This window comes from Burkholderia sp. Ac-20349, from assembly GCF_017104865.1.
GTDB classification, from domain to species: Bacteria; Pseudomonadota; Gammaproteobacteria; order Burkholderiales; family Burkholderiaceae; genus Burkholderia; species Burkholderia aenigmatica.
The window spans coordinates 94646-112752 of record NZ_JAAGPM010000010.1; the positions used below are offsets into that span (position 1 = coordinate 94646).

18 protein-coding genes are annotated in these 18107 nt (G+C 64.0%); 3 read left to right on the forward strand and 15 right to left on the reverse strand.

Annotated features, from left to right (window positions below; genetic code table 11):
* The first annotated feature begins 10 nt into the window (after positions 1-10).
* Positions 11-928, forward strand: coding sequence for a DUF1571 domain-containing protein (locus G3N61_RS05860; RefSeq protein WP_205821835.1), 918 nt, complete (start codon positions 11-13; stop codon positions 926-928).
* Positions 929-955: 27 nt separating this feature from the next.
* On the opposite strand, the gene G3N61_RS05865 is transcribed toward G3N61_RS05860, so the two are convergent.
* Complete coding sequence (locus G3N61_RS05865; protein WP_043182620.1) at positions 956-1240, reverse strand: PXPV repeat protein; 285 nt, start codon at positions 1238-1240, stop codon at positions 956-958.
* Positions 1241-1536: 296 nt separating this feature from the next.
* Between G3N61_RS05865 and hfq the strand changes: the two genes are divergently transcribed.
* Positions 1537-2115, forward strand: a complete 579-nt coding sequence (hfq, locus tag G3N61_RS05870) for an RNA chaperone Hfq (RefSeq protein WP_089450387.1) — start codon at positions 1537-1539, stop codon at positions 2113-2115.
* A 77-nt stretch (positions 2116-2192) separates the two neighbouring features.
* On the opposite strand, the gene G3N61_RS05875 is transcribed toward hfq, so the two are convergent.
* From G3N61_RS05875 to G3N61_RS05940, 14 genes are all read right to left on the reverse strand, one after another.
* Complete coding sequence (locus G3N61_RS05875; RefSeq protein ID WP_043182618.1) at positions 2193-2894, reverse strand: DUF2968 domain-containing protein; 702 nt, start codon at positions 2892-2894, stop codon at positions 2193-2195.
* A 54-nt stretch (positions 2895-2948) separates the two neighbouring features.
* The gene (locus tag G3N61_RS05880; RefSeq protein ID WP_205821836.1) at positions 2949-4340 is read right to left on the reverse strand and encodes a sigma-54 dependent transcriptional regulator; all 1392 of its coding nucleotides are present in this window, start codon (positions 4338-4340) and stop codon (positions 2949-2951) included.
* 11 nt (positions 4341-4351) lie between these two features.
* On the reverse strand, positions 4352-6388 hold the full coding sequence (locus G3N61_RS05885) for a pilus assembly protein TadG-related protein (protein ID WP_346778551.1): 2037 nt from the start codon (positions 6386-6388) through the stop codon (positions 4352-4354).
* Positions 6389-6393: 5 nt separating this feature from the next.
* On the reverse strand, positions 6394-6723 hold the full coding sequence (locus G3N61_RS05890; RefSeq protein ID WP_043182615.1) for a DUF3613 domain-containing protein: 330 nt from the start codon (positions 6721-6723) through the stop codon (positions 6394-6396).
* Between the two features lie 25 nt (positions 6724-6748).
* Positions 6749-7591 carry a pilus assembly protein gene (locus tag G3N61_RS05895; RefSeq protein WP_043182613.1) on the reverse strand — a complete coding sequence of 281 codons (843 nt, stop codon included), beginning with the start codon at positions 7589-7591 and terminating at the stop codon, positions 6749-6751.
* A gap of 18 nt (positions 7592-7609) precedes the next feature.
* Positions 7610-8602 (reverse strand): type II secretion system F family protein, encoded by a 993-nt coding sequence (locus tag G3N61_RS05900; RefSeq protein ID WP_043182611.1) that lies wholly within the window; start codon positions 8600-8602, stop codon positions 7610-7612.
* A 4-nt stretch (positions 8603-8606) separates the two neighbouring features.
* Positions 8607-9599: a type II secretion system F family protein gene (locus G3N61_RS05905; RefSeq protein ID WP_205821837.1), complete on the reverse strand. Its 993-nt coding sequence runs from the start codon at positions 9597-9599 to the stop codon at positions 8607-8609.
* A complete protein-coding gene (locus G3N61_RS05910) occupies positions 9592-10947 on the reverse strand; it encodes a CpaF family protein (RefSeq protein WP_205821838.1) in 1356 nt (451 codons plus the stop codon). Before G3N61_RS05910 ends, G3N61_RS05905 begins: the two co-directional genes overlap by 8 nt.
* Positions 10948-10950: 3 nt before the next feature.
* On the reverse strand, positions 10951-12225 hold the full coding sequence (locus G3N61_RS05915) for a fimbrial protein (protein WP_043183145.1): 1275 nt from the start codon (positions 12223-12225) through the stop codon (positions 10951-10953).
* Positions 12226-12285: 60 nt separating this feature from the next.
* On the reverse strand, positions 12286-13617 hold the full coding sequence (locus tag G3N61_RS05920) for a type II and III secretion system protein family protein (RefSeq protein ID WP_205821839.1): 1332 nt from the start codon (positions 13615-13617) through the stop codon (positions 12286-12288).
* Positions 13618-13681: 64 nt separating this feature from the next.
* Positions 13682-14626 carry a Flp pilus assembly protein CpaB gene (cpaB, locus tag G3N61_RS05925; RefSeq protein ID WP_205821840.1) on the reverse strand — a complete coding sequence of 315 codons (945 nt, stop codon included), beginning with the start codon at positions 14624-14626 and terminating at the stop codon, positions 13682-13684.
* 75 nt (positions 14627-14701) lie between these two features.
* Complete coding sequence (locus G3N61_RS05930) at positions 14702-15205, reverse strand: TadE/TadG family type IV pilus assembly protein (RefSeq protein WP_175021978.1); 504 nt, start codon at positions 15203-15205, stop codon at positions 14702-14704.
* Positions 15205-15702: a prepilin peptidase gene (locus tag G3N61_RS05935; RefSeq protein WP_043182602.1), complete on the reverse strand. Its 498-nt coding sequence runs from the start codon at positions 15700-15702 to the stop codon at positions 15205-15207. Before G3N61_RS05935 ends, G3N61_RS05930 begins: the two co-directional genes overlap by 1 nt.
* A gap of 101 nt (positions 15703-15803) precedes the next feature.
* Positions 15804-16004, reverse strand: a complete 201-nt coding sequence (locus G3N61_RS05940; RefSeq protein ID WP_043182600.1) for a Flp family type IVb pilin — start codon at positions 16002-16004, stop codon at positions 15804-15806.
* 677 nt (positions 16005-16681) lie between these two features.
* Between G3N61_RS05940 and G3N61_RS05945 the strand changes: the two genes are divergently transcribed.
* On the forward strand, positions 16682-18107 hold a 1426-nt coding region (locus G3N61_RS05945), incomplete at its 3' end, for a collagen-like triple helix repeat-containing protein (protein ID WP_205821841.1).

The window sequence follows — 18107 nt, forward strand, 5'->3', positions numbered from 1 at the left end:
GACGCCGTCGATGAACGAAGGAAAGAAGCGCCACGCGCGGCATGCCGCCGCCGTGGCAGTCGCCTGCCTGTTGTCGCTCGGACAGGCGGGCCTGCATGCACAGGAAACGGCCGCCGCCGCGGGCGCGGCAGCGGGTGTCGCGCTGCCGGCGGATCTCGCGAAAGTCACGCGCGAGCCGGTCGCGCAGCAGGCGCGCTGGCTGCGCACGGCCGCACAGCGCGGCACGCTCGCGCAACTCGATGACGCGACGCTCACGGCGCTCTTCAAGGGACTCGATCCGCTCGCCGTACCGCTGTATATCCGTAAGGGTCCCAACGGCTATCCGTCATACCAGTTCACGATGGTGCGCCAGGAGCGCATCAGCGGAAAATGGTCCGATACGCCCGACCACATGCTCGTGAAGACCACCCGCGAGCCGCTGCGCGTCTATGCGAAATGGCTGCCGGGCGGTGCGCACGCCGGCCAGGAGACCATCTACGACGCGACGCAGCGCAAGGACGAGATGTACGGTCACCTCGGCGGCCTGCTCGGCAAGATTCCGCTGTGGACGGCACTCGACGGCGCACTCGCGCGCGCCCAGTCGAATCACCAGGTGACGGATCTGGGCACCGAGTTCATCACGAACCTGTACCTGACCGAAGGGAAGAAATACGTGGAAGCCGGCGTGCAGCGGCCGACCGATGTGGAAACCAGGACGATCGGCGGCGTGCGCGTGGTCGCGCTCACCTACGAAACGCCGACCGGCCGGCCGCAGTTCTACGCGAAGAAGGAAGTCCTCGGGCTCGACCTGCACGCGCCCTATTTCCGGACCGTCGAGTCCTATGACAACGACGGCAAGATCTTCGAGCGGATCGTCATCGAGAAAATCGCACCGGCGACACTCGACGACACCGCATTCGACCCGAAAAACCCCGACTACGCGTTCTGATGCGCGCCGGCGGGGCCGGCCTCGGGCTCAATCGTCATCGTCGTCGCCGTGGTGCCGGTGCCATTGCTTGTAATAGTGCTTGCGCCACTTGCGATAGCGATCGTCGTCGTCATCGCCGTAGTAGCCGTATCCGTAGCCCGGATAGGCGACCACCGCCGGCTGCGGCGCCACATAGACCGGCGCCGGTTCGACATAGACCGGCGCGACCGGTACGCCGATGCCGACCGACAGGTCGACATGCCCCGCCATCGCACTGCCGGAAGCCAGCAACGCCACGGCCCCGACCCACCCTGCCCATCGTCTCTTGTTCATGTTCTGAATCCCTGATATGCCGGCCCGCCCGGCTCGCTCGACCGAATGTACGCGCGGCGCGCGAACCAAGGTGATACGGCACTGCGAGAGTCGTAACGCGGCGTAACGAAATGACATTGGCCGTTCGGCCGAATCGCGAAAATGCGCTGGAACGTCTATAGTGGGTTACGGTTCGACACAATCACGGCTACGCGCTCCCCGATTGAACAGGGTAGAATCCCGCCAAACACCTTGTGGACGACCACGCCACACACACGCACAACATATTCTCTGACGCAGGCTCCTGCCGCACCTCAATGGCCAATCCCGCAGAATCCCATCCGCAAAACGACTTCATCAATTCGGCGCGCAAGGAACGTAAGCGCGTTGAAATCTATCTCGTCAACGGCATTCGTCTGACGGGATGTATCGAGTCGTTCGACCAGTACCTGGTGATGCTGCGCACCCCCGTGGGTCTGCAAGGCATCTACAAGCGCGCGATTTCCACGATCCAGCTCGACACGGGCGGCTCGCGCCCGGGTGGCAGCGGCCCCCGCGGGCCGCGCACCGGCGGGCGCCCGGGTGGCCGTGAAGGCGGCGGTCACAGCCCGTACGGCTCGCACGGCGGCTCGCGCGAATCGCGCGGCGACGGCGGTTACGGCTCCCGCGAACCGCGTGAAGGCTATGGCTCGCGCGAACCGCGCGAAGGTTACGGCTCGCGTGAGCCGCGCGAAGGCTACGGCGCCCCGCGCGAACCCCGTGAACCGCGCGAAAGCTACGGCGCGCCACGCGACGCCGGCGACGCATCCGGCAGCGCATCGCCGTCGGATTCGCGCGGCGGCAACGGGCCGGTGATCGTGACACGCCGCCGGCGAATCGTGCCGGACGGCCAGTAAAACAAAAGGGCAAGCCAACCGGCTTGCCCTTTTTACTTGTGCGGCCGGCGCGGCATGTCGCCGCACCGCCGTCGGGTTCAGTGTGCCGTCGTCGGCAGGCCCGCATCGGCCTCGCGCTGCAACGAACGCACCTGCTGCTGCAACGCACGCAGTTGCGACTGCAACTCGGCCTGCTGCGCCTGCAATGCGGCCGTCTCGTTGCGTACGCTCTTCTGGCGATCCGCGACTGCCGCCTGCTGCTGGCGGGCGATCGAGATATCGGCCTGCAGGCGCCGCGCGCGATCCTGCGTGACTTCGATCTGCTTGTCCATTTGCGCTTTCTGCGATTCCAGCTTCGCTGCCCGCAGTTCGTTCACGGCCAGCCGCTCCGCCTGATGCGAGAAATCGCGATAGATCGCTTCCGCACGCGTTTCGTCGTAAGTCTTGATCACGCGCCAGAACGCCTTCTGCTGGAACAGCGCAACGAAGTACGCACCGTCCTTGACGTTGAACAGCAGGCTCGCGCCGTAGCTGCCGTTATAGCTCGTGCGCATTTCCGTCAGCGTGTGCGACTGGATCTGGCGCTGCAGGTCGTCGACCGTGCTCGGCCCCGTCGATTCACCCGCCTGCGGCTGCACCGACGTCTGCGAATCGATCACCGGAATTGCCGCAACCGGCGCCGACGCCTGCTGTACTGCCGGCGAACCGCTGTCTGCCAGACTTTGCGCGTATGCGCCCTGCATGCCCCCCACCAGGGCGAGCAATACGCACGCCCTTCCCAACCCCGTCTTATGGCTCATGAAGTTCTATTCCCGCCCGAGTCGTTATAATTCAGCGCGATTTTATCTCATTAATTACTCACTTTCGCGGGTCTCGGGCTCCTCGTCGAAGATCTGATATTTACGCATTTTTTCCCACAATACCTTGCGGCTGATGCCGAGCTGCTGCGCTGTGTCCTGACGCCGCCAACCGTTTGCGTCGAGCGCCGCAATGACGCGGCTGCGCTCGTTCATGTCCCACTTGCTGCGGTCGACGAAGACCTCGGCTGCGCTCTCCGCCGGTACCGGCTGCGCCGAATTGCGCGCGTGCGCAATCAGCCGCTGCAACCGCGCGGCATCCCACCCGCCCGTCTGCCGCACCGTCACGCCGACACGCTCGGCGAGGTTGCGCAGTTCACGCACGTTGCCGGGGAAATAGCTGTCGGCGACCGAATCCGTCAGCCAGTACGGCAGATCGGACAACTGAGCGAGCCGATCCTCGCCGACGACCTGCGCGACGAACGACTTGAACAGCGCGATCTTGTCGACGGCGCCGCGCTCTTCCAGCGACGGAATGCTCAGCTCGATCACCGCGAGCCGGTAGTAGAGATCGGCACGGAACAGGCCATCCTTCACGAGCTGCGGCAGCTTCTTGTTGCTCGCCGCGACCAGGCGGAAATCGACCTTGACCGACGTCGCCGCCCCGACGCGCAGCACCGCGCCGTCCTCGAGCACGCGCAGCAGCTTGACCTGCTGGTACAGCGGCAGATCGCCGACTTCGTCGAGGAACAGCGTGCCGCCCCCCGCCTGCTCGAAATAGCCTTTATGCGCAACAACCGCGCCCGTGAACGATCCTTTCGCATGACCGAAGAACAGCGATTCGAACAGGCCGTCGGGAATCGCGCCGCAGTTCACCGGTACGAATTCGCCGTGCCGGTAACGCGAATGCTTTTCGTGCAGCAGTTGCGCGATGCGTTCCTTGCCGACGCCGGTTTCGCCGTGCAGCAGCACGTTGGTGTCGCAGTCGGCAAACGTATCGACTTCGTGCAGCAGTGCCTGCATCGATTCCGAGTGCGCGACGAGTTCGGTCGGATGCGACGTTTCAGCCGTATGCGCACGCAGCTGCGTGACGAGCTTGCCGATCATGCCGCGCAGTTCGGCGCAGGTGAAGTCGAGCGGCAGGATATGCGAATACTCGGGCGGATACTGCGACGCGTCGTGGTCGCGCGCCGCGCCGACCCAGACGACCGGCATGCCGATGTTGGCCTGCCAGTCGCGCAGGAACGCCGCGCCGGTTTCGATCATCGTCACGCTGATGATCGCCAGCGACGGCCGCAAGGCAGCGCGCTCCGGCGAGATTTCCGCATTGTCGGCGCGGATCACTTCGACGTCGAAGCTCGCCATGCAGCGGGCAACGCGGTCGACAATGTCCGCTTTGCCTTCCCAGACGTACAGGTCGAGCTCTTCGATTGCGGAGGTGTTTCTCATTGTTGATGCTTTCAATGAACGATTTGCGGGGCATTGCAAGTCAGGCCATGTTGTATCACGGTCACCTGGCCGATTTGCAATCCTAATGCCGTCAGCAACGGTGTGACCAACAAGTTGATCAACGGGTTGACGAGCCCGAGCAGCAGAGGAATGAGCTGATCCGTGAGCGGCTTGAGAATCTGGGTCAGGATCGATAGATCCAGCCCTGCCACGTTGAGCTGAATCGCCGTGCCGTTCAACAGATTGGTCAGCTGCACATTGAGCGAGTTGGTCGCTGTCGACGACGTGGTCCAATTGGGTCCCGGAGACCATGCGGACGACGTGCATGCACCGTTACTCGGCTTGGTATTGCAGAACGAGTATTGCGAATTGTTCGGATACACGATTCCCGTCCCCGACAACTGCAGACTGCTGCTCAGTGCGCCTGGAGTCGAAGGCAATGGCGGCCCACTGTAGATCGGCGTGCTGGCGCTGGTCCCAACGTATGCTACGGGGTTCGGCAGCGACAGATTGAGTTGCAGAAGCGAAAAATTCGCGAGGAGCCCTGACCCCGACAGCTGCGCCACAGAAAGCGTGCCGCTGCTGGTCGCACAGCTCGGGGCATTGAGATTCAACTTCCCGGCGGTAGTCTGTCCGGCGCAAATCATCGCCACGCCCGGCAATGCGCCGAACGTCGCGGTGCTCGATGCCGGGGTCGACTGGCAACTCGTACTGGCCAGCCAGGCCCGACCCGGCCCACCCAGAATGATGTAGAGGGGCAAATGTGGCCCTGTAAGCTGAAGCGTCAACAGGCCGGGGAGTCCCAACGGTGGCGGATCCGACAGCACCTGCACGTCGACGAGGAGCCCGATCTCCGCTTGCGACGCCTGCGTGCGCCATATGCCGTTCACTTGTCCGGCTTCGCCTATTCCGATCGACGGTGGCGCCAGCACCTGCAATTGCAGGTTATTGACTCGAACCAGCGACGACACCGCTGAAATGAGCGGACAGAACGCACTACTGGGGCAGCTTGTTGAATTGACCGACAGTGTCAGCCCGCTGTTGTATGCACCGATCTCCGCTGTCGTGAGCAGCAACTGAAGCACATTGATGCTCGCGTTCGCCGCCGCCTCCGCGTTGCTGCCCGAGTATTGAAGGAGACTCCCCAAAGAGATCTTGTTGATATTGACATTGGCGCCAACACTGTTGCTTAGCGCAGAGAGCACCGTGCCCACCGTGGTATTGCTGCCCACCGCCGTGGCGGTGAGGTTCAGGATATCCGAGACGGTCAGATTAAGACCGAGCAACTTCCCGATGCTGGCGGGACCCGACATGCCCCCCGTGCCGAGTTGGGTCGCCACCGTCGCCAACTGCCCCAGCGTAACGTTTGCTCCGGCCAACGCCTGGTAGTTGGCCAGGCCGACGTTGACGTTGGCCGAGGCCCCCAGCAATCCGGTGAGTAGCGGATCGAGTATCGCGGACGAGGAGGTATTCAGGCTCGCAAGCGTCGAACCCACGCTGAACGTGTCGATTGCCGACGCACGTGCGGTAGCCGTCGCGTAGACAGAGGTCTGTCGCCCGCTCAATTGGATCAGCAGCCCCAGGAAGAAGTAGTTCACCTGCCGGTACACCGTTACCTGCGCCGCATTCGCCGCAGTCGACGCCGGCGTCACGTAAGCGCTCGACGAATCCCAACTTCCGCAGCTGACGGCAATCTGGTCGTTTCCCGCGGTAGGATTGCCCGTCGCCGTGGCAGCTATCAACGTAAATGCATAGCCCTTGTCGTTGATGGTGGCACTCGTCGTCACATTGTTTTGTGCGTCGTTCAGGCAACTGACCGGATCGTTCGACATCGGCTGCACGGCCGCCAATGCGGCCATGTCCGCGATCCGCTGCAGATCCCGCTTCTGCAAATACAGATTCGCGATGTCGATCACCCCGAGCACAACGATCGCGACCATGACCCAGATCGCCGCCATGACCATGATGGAGCCGCGTTGACGTCGCTTGCCCGGCGAGCGAGCGCCGCGCCGCCGAGACCCATATGCTTGATCTGCCCGCATCGTCATCTCGCTTACTGCGCACTCTGCCCGCTACCCGACATGCCGCCGGACGAACTGCCGAGTGTGCTCATCATCGACTGCGGAATCTTGTTCTTGAACGAATCGAGATAACGCTGATAAACGAGCGACGCGACATCGCCGAGCATCGGCTGCACCGGCGCCGCCGCACGGTTGTCTCGCTGCATCGAAAGCCATGCCCTGGTCGAACGGTCGACGTCGGATGCGGCTGGCGCCGTAACTTGCTGCGCATGTACGACTGCGGTGCCCATTGCCATGCAAATGATCGCGCCCAGTACTGCGATCCGCCCCGCACGCATAGCCCGCTGATGGTTGTTATTCATGTCGTTCCCCGCCTGTCTGTTCTGTTCATTGTGCAAACCGTTGCAGCAATGGCACGGTCTGGTCATAGCCAAAATTGTTTGCCATCGGCGTGATCGGCGCGGTCGCGGTGCGCCGCGACACCACCGGTGGCGTTGCGACCGCACGCTGCTGTGCATGTGCAGCCGCCGTAATTTTTGCGGCATCGCCGACGATGTCCTTGCGAATATCCGCCGACAGATGCTGCTGGTTCATCAGCCGCTGCGCGTCCTGTGTGCGCCCGGCCGCGAGCAAATACAGCGCGAGGTTGCTGACGATTTTCGGATTGCGTTGATCCAGCTCCGCCGCCTTCATCAGCGGCACCCGCGCGCCGACCACATCGCCGCTACGCAATTTCGCGTAGGCGAGATCGGACAGCAGCGACGCGTCGGTCGGCTCGAGTTCGGTCGCCTGCGTCAGGGCCTGTACCGCATGACCGAAATCGCCGGCCGCACCGGCGATCAACCCGAGCCCCCGGTAACCGCGAGCGGCGAGCGGCGTCTTGAGCAACTGCGTATAGGCGGCCGCGCCGGCAGCAGGCTGGTCGGTCATGCGCAGTGCGTCTGCGCGCAGCAGGATCGTGTCCGGCGACACGCCGTACGTCTTGTCGTACGCATCGATATGCGCAAGCGACGCGTAATAGAGACCCTGCGCCTGCATCCGCTGGATCAGACCGAGATACATCGCGGGCGTATCCGGCACCGCCTGTTTCTGGTCAGCCGCATGAATCAGCGCCGCGCGTTCGGTCTGCGCGCCGACGCCGTAGCCGCTTTCCTTGGACGCGCAAGCACCCAGCAGCAGCACCGCCGCCACCATACTTGCGTGCCTCGTCATCCTGATGATCCGCTTCATCGTCGCCCCTTCCACCCATCATTGATGCGCCGACAGCGCATGCAGCACTGCCAGCAACCCGGGCCCTGCCGTTACGATCAGCAGCGCGGGTAACAGCGTCAGGACCATGACACCCGTCATCTTCACGGTCAGTCGGCCGATCCGCTCGCGAAGCATCGCGCGGCGCGTCTCCCGCAGCCGGTCGCCGAACTGCTTGAGCGGCTCCTGCACCGCGCCGCCGTGCTTGTCGACCTGCACCATCAACCGGGCAATCGCACGCAAGTCCTCGTTTTCGAACCCGCCCGACAACCGCTGCATCGACTGATCGCGCGTGCGGCCTGCTGCGAACTGACGCTGTGCGATGCCGACCTCCGACGACAGCACCGGCATCATCCCGCGGAAATCGTTGGTCACGACCTGCAGGCTTTGATCCAGCGACAGCCCGACACCCTGCAACAGGCGCAGCATGTCGACGAACAACGGCAGTTCATCGACGACGCTTTGGCGACGAGCGGCGGCACGGCGTTGCACGTAAAGCTTCGGCAGCATGAAACCGAGCCCGAATGCGGCGAACATCCCGATCATCCAGTACGCGCCCTTCATCCGTCCGCTGGCGAATATCGCGAACAGAATCGGCAACCCGATCCCGCACGCGATCCGCGCGCTCAGGAACAGTCCGCGCGTGCGCGAATCGACGTAGCCGCATTGCTCGAGAATGCGGCGATCCTCTTCCGCGACAATGTGCTTGCCGAACCCGGTATCGAGCCAGCGCATCCCCGCCGCGGACAGTCGCGCAAGCATGCGCTCGATGCGCTGACGGCCGGGAGAAACCGGTTTCGCGTCGGTCGCGTCCTCCGCCGTGGGCCGTACCTTGGCCGCGTCGCGTGTTGCCATGCGCTGGTCGAGCGCATCGGCCAGCGCGCGTTCAGCACGCGACGCGGCGCTCGCACGCATCAACGCAATCAGTCCAAACAACAGCACGCCTAGCGCGCCAAGCGCCAGAGCAACCGATCCGATCTGAGTTGCCGTCATCGCATCACCTGAGTCGAGCCATTCGATACAACCACACGGTTCCCGCGACCTGCATCAGGAACGCGAAGATGAGGAGCGTTCTTCCGCCCGGGTCGATCCACATCCCTTCCAGATACTTCGGATTGGTCATCACGACGAAACTGCCGATCGCGATCGGCAGCATCACAAGCACGAACGCCGATAGCCGCGTCTCGGCCGACATCGCCGTCAGCTCGCGCTCCGCCTGCTCGAGGTCACGCATGAATACGGCCATGCGTTCGAGCATCACGTCCGCGCGGCCGCCATACTTGACCGACAAGCGCAGCACCGACCCGAGCAGTTCGAATTCCTGCGCCCGATAGATCTTCGCAATATGGAGCATCGCGCGGTCGATCTCGACACCCGTCCGCAACATCCGCGACACGTGATCGAGACACCCGCGCAGCGGTTCCTCCGTCGTCAGCAGCGCTGCCTGAAATGCGGCTGGCACGCTGTTGCCAAGCGTCACCAGTCGCACGATCCCGTCGAGAAACGACGGGATCTGCCGGACGATCTTCAGGCGCCGCCGCTGGATGCGCGATGCGATCCAGATGCCAAAAATCGCAGCCCCGCAGACCAGCGCGGCGAAGCACGCGAGCGCGCCGCCGCGGCTGCCCGCGAATGACGCAATCGCGACGAGCACGGCCAGCGCGACGATCGCCTTGCCGCGCGCGCCTTCGATCCCGGCGCGGTTCACGAGATTGGTCAGATACTCCGTCGCGACCGCGTACCAGTGCGCCCAGAAAGCACGAGATGTCGCGTTGCGCACGCCACCGGATGACGCCACAGTCCGCGACGCAGCGGATGACGCCGGTCTTGCAGACGGCGAAGCCGCGCGTGCACCGGGTTCAAGCCGGCTGTCGATGAAGCGCTTTGCATCGGTGCGCACGCGCCGAGTTTCCGCATGTCGCCACAACATCAGCGCCGATGCCACGCACACCATTGCGACCGCGAGCATCCAGACCATCGCGCTATACATTGAAGCCCCCGCCGCGACCGAAACCGCTGCCGCCGAACCCGCCGCCACCCAATCCGCTGTTCATCAACGTCTGGCGGAAACGTGCGAGCTTCGGCGAATGCGGATGGATACCCAGCGACTCCCAGTTATCGACCTCCTCGCCCTCCGGCGTCACGCGCGCTTCGTAGCGATACAGCTCCTGCGTCGCGATGATGTTGTCGGACAACCCGGTCACCTCGGTGATCGACAGAATCCGGCGGCGTCCATTCGACAGTCGCCCGATCTGCACGATGAAGTCGATCGCGTTCGCGATCTGGCGACGCAGGCTCGATTCGGTCCCCTGGAAGCCCGCGAAACCGGCGAGCATTTCGAGACGATACAAGCACTCGCGCGGCGAGCTCGCGTGCACGGTGCCCATCGAGCCGTCGTGGCCCGTGTTCATCGCCTGCAGCATTTCCAGCACTTCGCCGCCGCGCACTTCGCCGACGATGATCCGGTCCGGGCGCATTCGCAGCGTATTGCGCAGCAGGTCGCGAATCGACACGACGCCGGTTCCGTCGAAACCGCCCGGACGGCTCTCGAGACGCACGACGTGCGGGTGATTCAGCGACAGTTCGGCCGTATCCTCGATCGTCACGACACGCTCGGCCTCCGGAATGTGGAATGCAAGCGCGTTAAGCAGCGACGTCTTCCCCGAACTCGTGCCACCCGACACGAGCACGTTGCAACGCGCCTCGACCGCCGCCTCGAGCAACGCACCGATCTCTTCGTTGTAGGTGCCGTTGCCGAGCAGGTCCGAGGGCTTGAGCGGATCCTTGCGGAATTTCCGGATCGACACGATCGGGCCGTCGATCGACAGCGGCTCGATCACGACGTTCACGCGTCCGCCATCCGGCAGTCGCGCGTCGACCATCGGGTTCGACTCGTCGAGGCGACGCCCGATCGGCGCAAGAATCCGGCGCACGATGCGTAGCAAATGCGCGTTGTCGGTGAAGCGCACCGGCAGCTTCGCGAGAATCCCGTGGCGCGACACGTACACGTCGTTATAGCCGTTGATCAGGATGTCCTCGACCGCCGGATCCGCGAGCAGATCCTCGATCGGCCCGAAGCCCGCGAGTTCCTTCGTCAGCGCTTCGGCGATCGTGCGCACCTCGTTCTCGTTGAGCGGAATGCGACGCAGGCGCACGAAGCTGTCAATCTCGAGATCGACGAACTGATTGATCGCCTCGCGGGACCATCGGCCGAACTCGGCGCCCAGTTCCTCGATACGCGTCAGCAGATGCTCGTGCGCGGCATTCTTGATGTCGTGGAATTGCTGCGTCTGGGAGAACGGCGCTGCGCCGTCGGCAAATTGAATGTCGTGTGCCATCGGTTATGACCGCTTGGACGAGGGTTTAATGAAACGCTTGAGCGCGGACAGGCCCGGCGCGGCGCGCGACGCGCCCGCCATGCCCGATACGCCGGGCAGCCGCGCGGCGAGGGATTCGAGTGCGCGTACATACGGATCGCGCTCCGCCGCATCGACGATGAGCCGTCCCTGGTTCGCGGCATGGCCGATCGCGACGCGACGCGCGGGCAAGGTGCCGACCAGCGACAAGCCGAGACGCTCGGCGATCTGCCCCGGCATCAGGTCCAGCGCGGGATCGTACTGATTGACCACGAGCTTGACGCGGTCGGTATCGACGCCCGCATCGCGCAGCCCGGTGAGCAAGTCGGCCGCCGACACGATCGATGCGACACCCTGATCGCAGACAAGCCACGACTCGTCTGCCGATGCGGCGATCTGCATGACGAACTCGCGATTCGAGAACCCGCCGAGGTCGACGACCTGCTGGTCGAAGAACGCGCGAAAACGGTTCAGCAAACCGATGCATGACGCATAAGACACGTCGCGCAACGCGCCCAGGTCCGGCGGCAGTGTCGTCAGTGCGACGCCGCTCTGGTGCCGCGTGAGTGCGGTGTTGACGAACGTGCGATCGATGCGGCGCAGGTTCTGCACGGCGTCGATGAAATGGAATTCGCAGCGCGTATTCAAGAACAGCGCACCGTCACCGGCTGGCAACCCCAGATCGATCAGCGCGGTTTGGCGACCGGCCGGCACGCCGCCGTCCGGGCTGCCTGTCGACCCTGGGCCGAGCGCCCGCTTCTGCAGCCAGACCGCGAGATTCGCGGCAAACGTGCTGACGCCCATGCCGGCACGCGCCCCGAGCAGTGCGACGACCTTGCCGTGGCGGCTCGTCGGCTCGCTGACGTGAGTCAGCAGACCACGCGTCGTCCGCAGTGCATCCTCGGCCGAGGCCGACACGTCGATGAAGTCGCGCACACCCGCACGCAGTGCAGCGAGCGTGCTTTCCGGCTGGGCGAGCGAGCCGAGCGCAACGATCGGCAACCCCGGATGCGCTGCGCGTACCGTGGCAGCGGCGACGCTCGCTGCATCGCTGCGTTCGGAGAAATCGATGAACACCAGGGCCGGATTGAGCCCCGTGATGCGCTGCGCAAGCGCACCCGGCTCCAGCGACGCGGCCTCGACCGCCCCGGCCGACACCAGCGTATCGGCCAGCCAGCGCACATGCGCTTCCTTTGTCGATGCGCAAACGAAGTAGTCGGTCACGGCGGGTTCACACAATGATTGAGTTCGTGCATTCATGTCGAACACCCCCGATTACGCAAGGCGTAGCAATGTGCCGCAACGCGCAATGCTTCACATTCATCTTGAAAACCCCGGTGCTGCATCCGGCGACGCCGCGCCGCCCAGATAGGATCGCCACACCGGCCCATCACGCTGCTCGGACAACTCGCCGGGCGTCGCCGGCAGTACCGCCCCCTTCGCAATCGGTGCGACGAGATGCGGGGTCACGATGATCAGCAATTCCTTGTCGTTCTGCTGGTAGTTCAGGTTCTTGAAGAACGTGCCGATGATCGGCAGGTCACCGAGCAGCGGCACCTTGTTCACGTTCGACATCGTCTGGCGGTCGATCAGGCCGCCGATCACGAAGCTCTCGCCGTCGCCGAGTTCGACCGTCGTATCGGCACGGCGCGTTGTGATGCCCGGCACGGCAACGCCGCTGATCGTCACGCTGTTCACGAAGTCGAGCTGGCTCGATTCCGGTGCGACCTTCAGCGCGATCCGGCTCGGGCTCAGCACCGTCGGCGTCAGCGACAGCCCGACGCCGTATTGCTTCCACTGGATCGCAGTCGAGCCGAGCCCCTGCGGCGACGGCACCGGAATCTCGCCGCCTGCGAGGAAGCTGGCGCTCTGGCCGGACAGCGCGACGAGCGTCGGCTCCGCGAGCACGCGCGCCATGTTGTTTGCTTCGAGCAGCGACAGGTCAGCGAAGATGCCACGTCCCGCGGCGTTCACAACCAGATTGAATGCGGAGGCAACCGGTGCGCCGAGCGTGGGAATGTACCCGCCCGTGCCCGGCCCCGATCCGCCGCCGTACGATTGCACGCCGCCCGGCGAGAACGAGCCGAACGAAAATCCGTTGCTCTGCTTGAAGAAGTTGAAGCCGACTTGCTTGAGCACCGAGCGGCTGAATTCCACCACCCGCACGTCGACCTGCACCACGTTCTTGCCGACCAGCGTCGAGCGATCGATCACCGTGCCCTTGGGGCTCATGTTTTTGGCAACCGCCGCGGCCCGCTCGTGCGCATCGAGCGATGCCGACGTTCCCCGCAGCACCGATGTCCCGCCGTACGCTTTCACCTGCGGCGTCGAGCCATCGAGTACCGCTTGCGCAGCCGCGTCGACGACTTCGACGCTCCAGACCGTCGGTTCGTCGTGACCGCGCTCCCACAACATCACGTTCGTCGCCCCCGGCGCTTTCGCGATCAGCAGCACCGAACCGGCACGACTGCCCTTCATGATCAGCACATCGGCGATCGCCGGATCGCCGACGGCGACCCGCTGCAGCGCGCGGCCGGCGGAAATCTGCCGCTGCGCGCCAACCGCGAGCTCGATCGTGCTGCTCGCGCTTGCAAAGGAGGCGAATGTCAGGGTCCAGAGAGCAATCGCGAATGCAATCAGTGAGTTTTTCATTGTTTATTGGACCGTCGCACGGCCGTTACTTGTCGTCGCTGATATCGATGGCCATCGATGTTGTTCAATACGCAACCGTTTCCGACCGGCCGCCCCGGATTACCTCGATGCTGCCGCCGCCACCGCTGCTACCGCTGCCGCCTGGCCGCACCGCAGGCGGCAGGCGCGACGGCAGCGGCGGCACATTCATGTTGGCCACTGCGGTCCTCGACGTGCCGGACAGTTGTTGCAGCGATACGCCGGCGGCGGCAAGCGCCGACGGCGACAGCTTGTTGTCGGTGCGCACCGCCACCGTTTGCGTCGCAAGCTCGTCGTCGCGCGGATTGCGCAGCGCGAGCGTCAGCCGGCCGCTCGCCTCGCCGAGCGTCAGTGCATCGACCTGCGCGGTCGGTATCGCGAGTACCGCGATGCGCGTGTTGCTCGGCTGGCCGTTATTGCCGTTCGTGTTGCTGCCGCTGTCGCGCTCCGGTGTCGCATCGCCGAACGACAGCACGCGAACCTTCGACATCAGCAGCCGCGCCTGCGTCTGCGACACTTCGCCATCGAACATTCCGCCGCCCCCTTCACGCTTCAGGTTCACGAATACGTCGACGAAGTTGCCGGGCCGCAGACGGTTGCCGACCGCATTGGTCTCGTCGACGCGAACCGCAATCGCACGTTCGCCCGGCTGAACGTCCTCGGCGAGCCCGGACACCAGTGCGTCCGACACGACCGGCGTCGACGCCGGGATGTCCCTCGCGGGAACGCGACCCACCAGCGTGGCCGGATCGGCAAACGCGCCGGCCGGCGCAGGAGCAGTCGGTTGAACCTTCAGGGCATCGGCGGCAATCGGCTGACCGACCGGCAGCGTGCGCGTCGCAATGACCACGGGTACCGGGTTCGCAGCGACGGTGGGTTGTACAGGGACGGGACGCGACGTACTGCGCCCGAGCATCCATGCGTAGATCCCAAGCAGAACAGCGATCGCAATCAGCAACCCCGCGATGATTTTTGTCAGATTGTTGGCCATGTTGGTATGGGAATGCCGGAATCAGGTTCTGGAGCGTGTCAACGGTCGGGTGACTACATTCAATAGGTGTGCGATTCAAAGCATGCTGGGCTGAACCTGCACGGTCGCGCTACTCTGCAACTGCGGCGCATTGAACAGGAATATCCACGGAATCAGCGGATTCGCCGCGTATGAATAGGTCGTCGTCACCATCACGTTGAATGCGGACGTGGACGTCGATACGAATGCCGTGCCGCAGGTCACGCCGGGCGTCGATGTGGGTGCCGGCGCCGACGTGGAAACCTGCGCGGCGAAACTGACGTTACTCGACCAGGGCGCGCCGGCCAACGCTTGCGTCACCGCATTCCGCGCATTGACCTGCAGCCGGTCGCACGGCACAGACGTGTAGTTCAACGCGGCGCGTGCGCCTTCGGATGCCGCGAATGTCAAACTTTGCTGGATGATGAAAACCATCCCGAACGTGACGATCGCGTAAAAGATCAGGAAGAACAAAGGAAACACGACAGCGAACTCGACCGCCGCCACCCCCCGTTGCCGCCGCCATGCGGACGGCTGGCGTGCTTGCGTCCCCCGAGCCATCACATTCCCCTCACATACACAAGATGCAGTAGCCAAGCAGCCGCAGGCATCACCAGAAACGCCGCGTATGGCGTCGCTCGACGGGCACCGAGCGTCATCGTGGGCGTCGCGCGCTTGTACAGTGCGGAGACTGGCGTACGCGACAGAAACATCACCCAGAGCGCGTGCACGCCTGCGGCGAGGCTCGCGACAATCCAGAGCCACAACAGCGCTGGCGCACCACACCATGCACCCAGTACGGCGAATACCTTGACGTCGGCTGCACCCATTACACGCAATGCGAACAAGGGGAAAAAACAAACCAGCCCCACAGCCGCACCGACCAATGATTGGGACAACGAGATTCCGAACGGATTTCGATCGATGGTCGCAGCCACCAATGCGCCGACCAACCCCGCGACGACCAGCGAGCTTCGAATACGCCGAAAGCGGATATCGCTAGACGCGACGAATGCCGCCCAGCACAGGAATGCCCCGATGAAAAAAAGATGAGCCATCACGTCGCGACCTGCCGCGACCAGGACAGCGGGCGAATTACGTCAATAATTCGCCCGCCGCAAAGCCGCAAGGTGTTTTCGGAACCGGCAGTTTTTACTTATCAGGTGGCAGGCGTCGTCCAGCACCCGGCGCTCGGCGACGAGACACAGGTTCCGATTTTCGTGAAGGTGCTGCTGAGGCTAGTCCCCACCGATGAGGCGCCAGCAATGATGGCAACTGCAATCAGACCCGCGATCAGACCATACTCGATCGCGGTAACCCCGTCTTCTTCCTTAAGGAAGCGCTTGATGAGTGCTTTCATTTTATTCCTCGTGCCTGTATTTACGTTTTTTGGCCTTTTATACGTATACGTCCCCGCATATCTGGCCGCTTGCCCCACGTTGTTCGCCACATTTGCTGTAACGACAACCAGGTGCGCTTTCTTTATAGATTGCCCCGAGGGGCATGGCTCAACATTTGATGCAAGTTAACATTCGCGATAGTGCCCCTCCTCGAACGTTGTGTACCGAACCGTACATTTGCTTACATCTGCTCCGGATTCTATATCCGATCCTATTTAACTTCCAACCTCTTTTAACGACTCGGATCGAAAAAATGACCAGCAGCACAGCGTATTTGTACGGCGTTTCGGTATGACTTACACATAGGATTTACGATAGGTTAGATGTGCACACCTAATCCACCAGTAAAACAATTGCCTCGTCCACCAAGCCTGCGCGGCCACCACGTTACGCCCCACGCGTAACGCCAATGTTGTGACGTTACGTTACGAAACGGTCGAAACCGTTCTCATTTATCTGTGCTTAAACAGATTCAACAATCTTTCAATTTCCATAACTTCCTTTTCCAACAAGGAATTGCCCCGTTTAAAACCTGTTGTCGAACCGTCGGGCATCGAAATGGCACGACTGTTGCAGAGTAGTCCGCGCACCACTCAACACAACGCAGTTCACAACACATTTTTAATGCGAGGACAAAATGGACATTAAGGTTATCCCTCATGGCGTGTTCCGGACGACTCTGATCGCGGCCACCGTTGCAGCCATGCTTTCCCTCTCCGCGTGCGGCGGCTCCGGCTCCATCAGCCAGGGGCTCGGCGGCGGCTCGAGCTCGGGCGCCGGCGATTCGATCTCCACGTCGGGTGGCGGTACGTCCGGCACCAGCGGTACCTCGGGCACGAGCGGCACCTCCGGCACCAGCGGAAGTTCGGGTACGAGCGGTACCTCCGGCACCAGCGGAACCTCGGGCACGAGTGGCACCTCCGGTACCTCCGGCACCAGCGGTACGTCGGGTACGAGCGGCACCTCCGGCACCTCGGGTGTGTCGTCGAACCCAGTGGGAACTGTCCTCGCAAGCAGCAGCAACATCGTCACGGGTGTCGGCGGAACCGTCTCGGGTCTCGGCTCCGTCATCGCCAACCAGTCGCTGCCGGGCGTCAACCCGGCCACCACGCAGGCCGCTGGCGGCATCGTGCAAAACGTCGGCGGCGCCGTGACCGCGCTCGGCAACGGCCTTGGCAACGGTCTCGGCCAGCTCGGCGCGACGAAGGATCCGCTCGGCACCACGCTCGCCAGCACGGGCGGCGTGGTCAACCAACTCGGCGGCGCGGTCACGCAGACGGGCAACCTGGTCTCGAGCCTCGGCAGCGGCCCGCTGACGCCGCTCGCGCCGGTCACGGGCGCCGTCGGCGGACTCGTATCGACACTCGGCGGCGCCGTATCGAACGGCGGCACCACCCTCACCAACGCACTGTCGACCGGCCCGATCCAGCAAGTCACGCAGGCGGTCAGCTCGGCCATCACGCCGATCACGACGATGGTCGGCCAGACGACCCAGACGGTCGGCACGGCGACCGGCCTCGGCGCGCCCGTCAACACGCTGCTCGGCACGGTCGGTAACGGCCTGAACCAGGCCGGCGCCCTGCTCGCGTCGACGGGCGGCAACCCCGTCACGACCGGCCTTGGCAACACGGTTTCGTCGACGGGCAACACGGTGAAGGCCGTCGGCGGCCTGCTCACGGGCGGCACCGGCGGCGTGACCAACCCGCTCGCTCCGCTCACCGGCCTCGTCTCGACGGTTACCGGCGCACTCGGAGGTGCAACGGGTGGCAGCGGCGGCCCGCTTGCACCGGTCACCGGCCTTGTCTCCACGGTAACGGGCGCACTCGGTGGCGCAGCAGGCGGCACGAGCGGCGGCCCGCTCGCACCGGTCACCGGCCTCGTCTCGACGGTCACGGGCGCGCTCGGCGGTGCAACGGGCGGCAGCGGCGGCCCGCTCGCACCGGTCACCGGCCTTGTCTCCACGGTAACGGGCGCACTCGGTGGCGCAGCAGGCGGCACGAGCGGCGGCCCGCTCGCACCGGTCACCGGCCTCGTCTCGACGGTCACGGGCGCGCTCGGCGGTG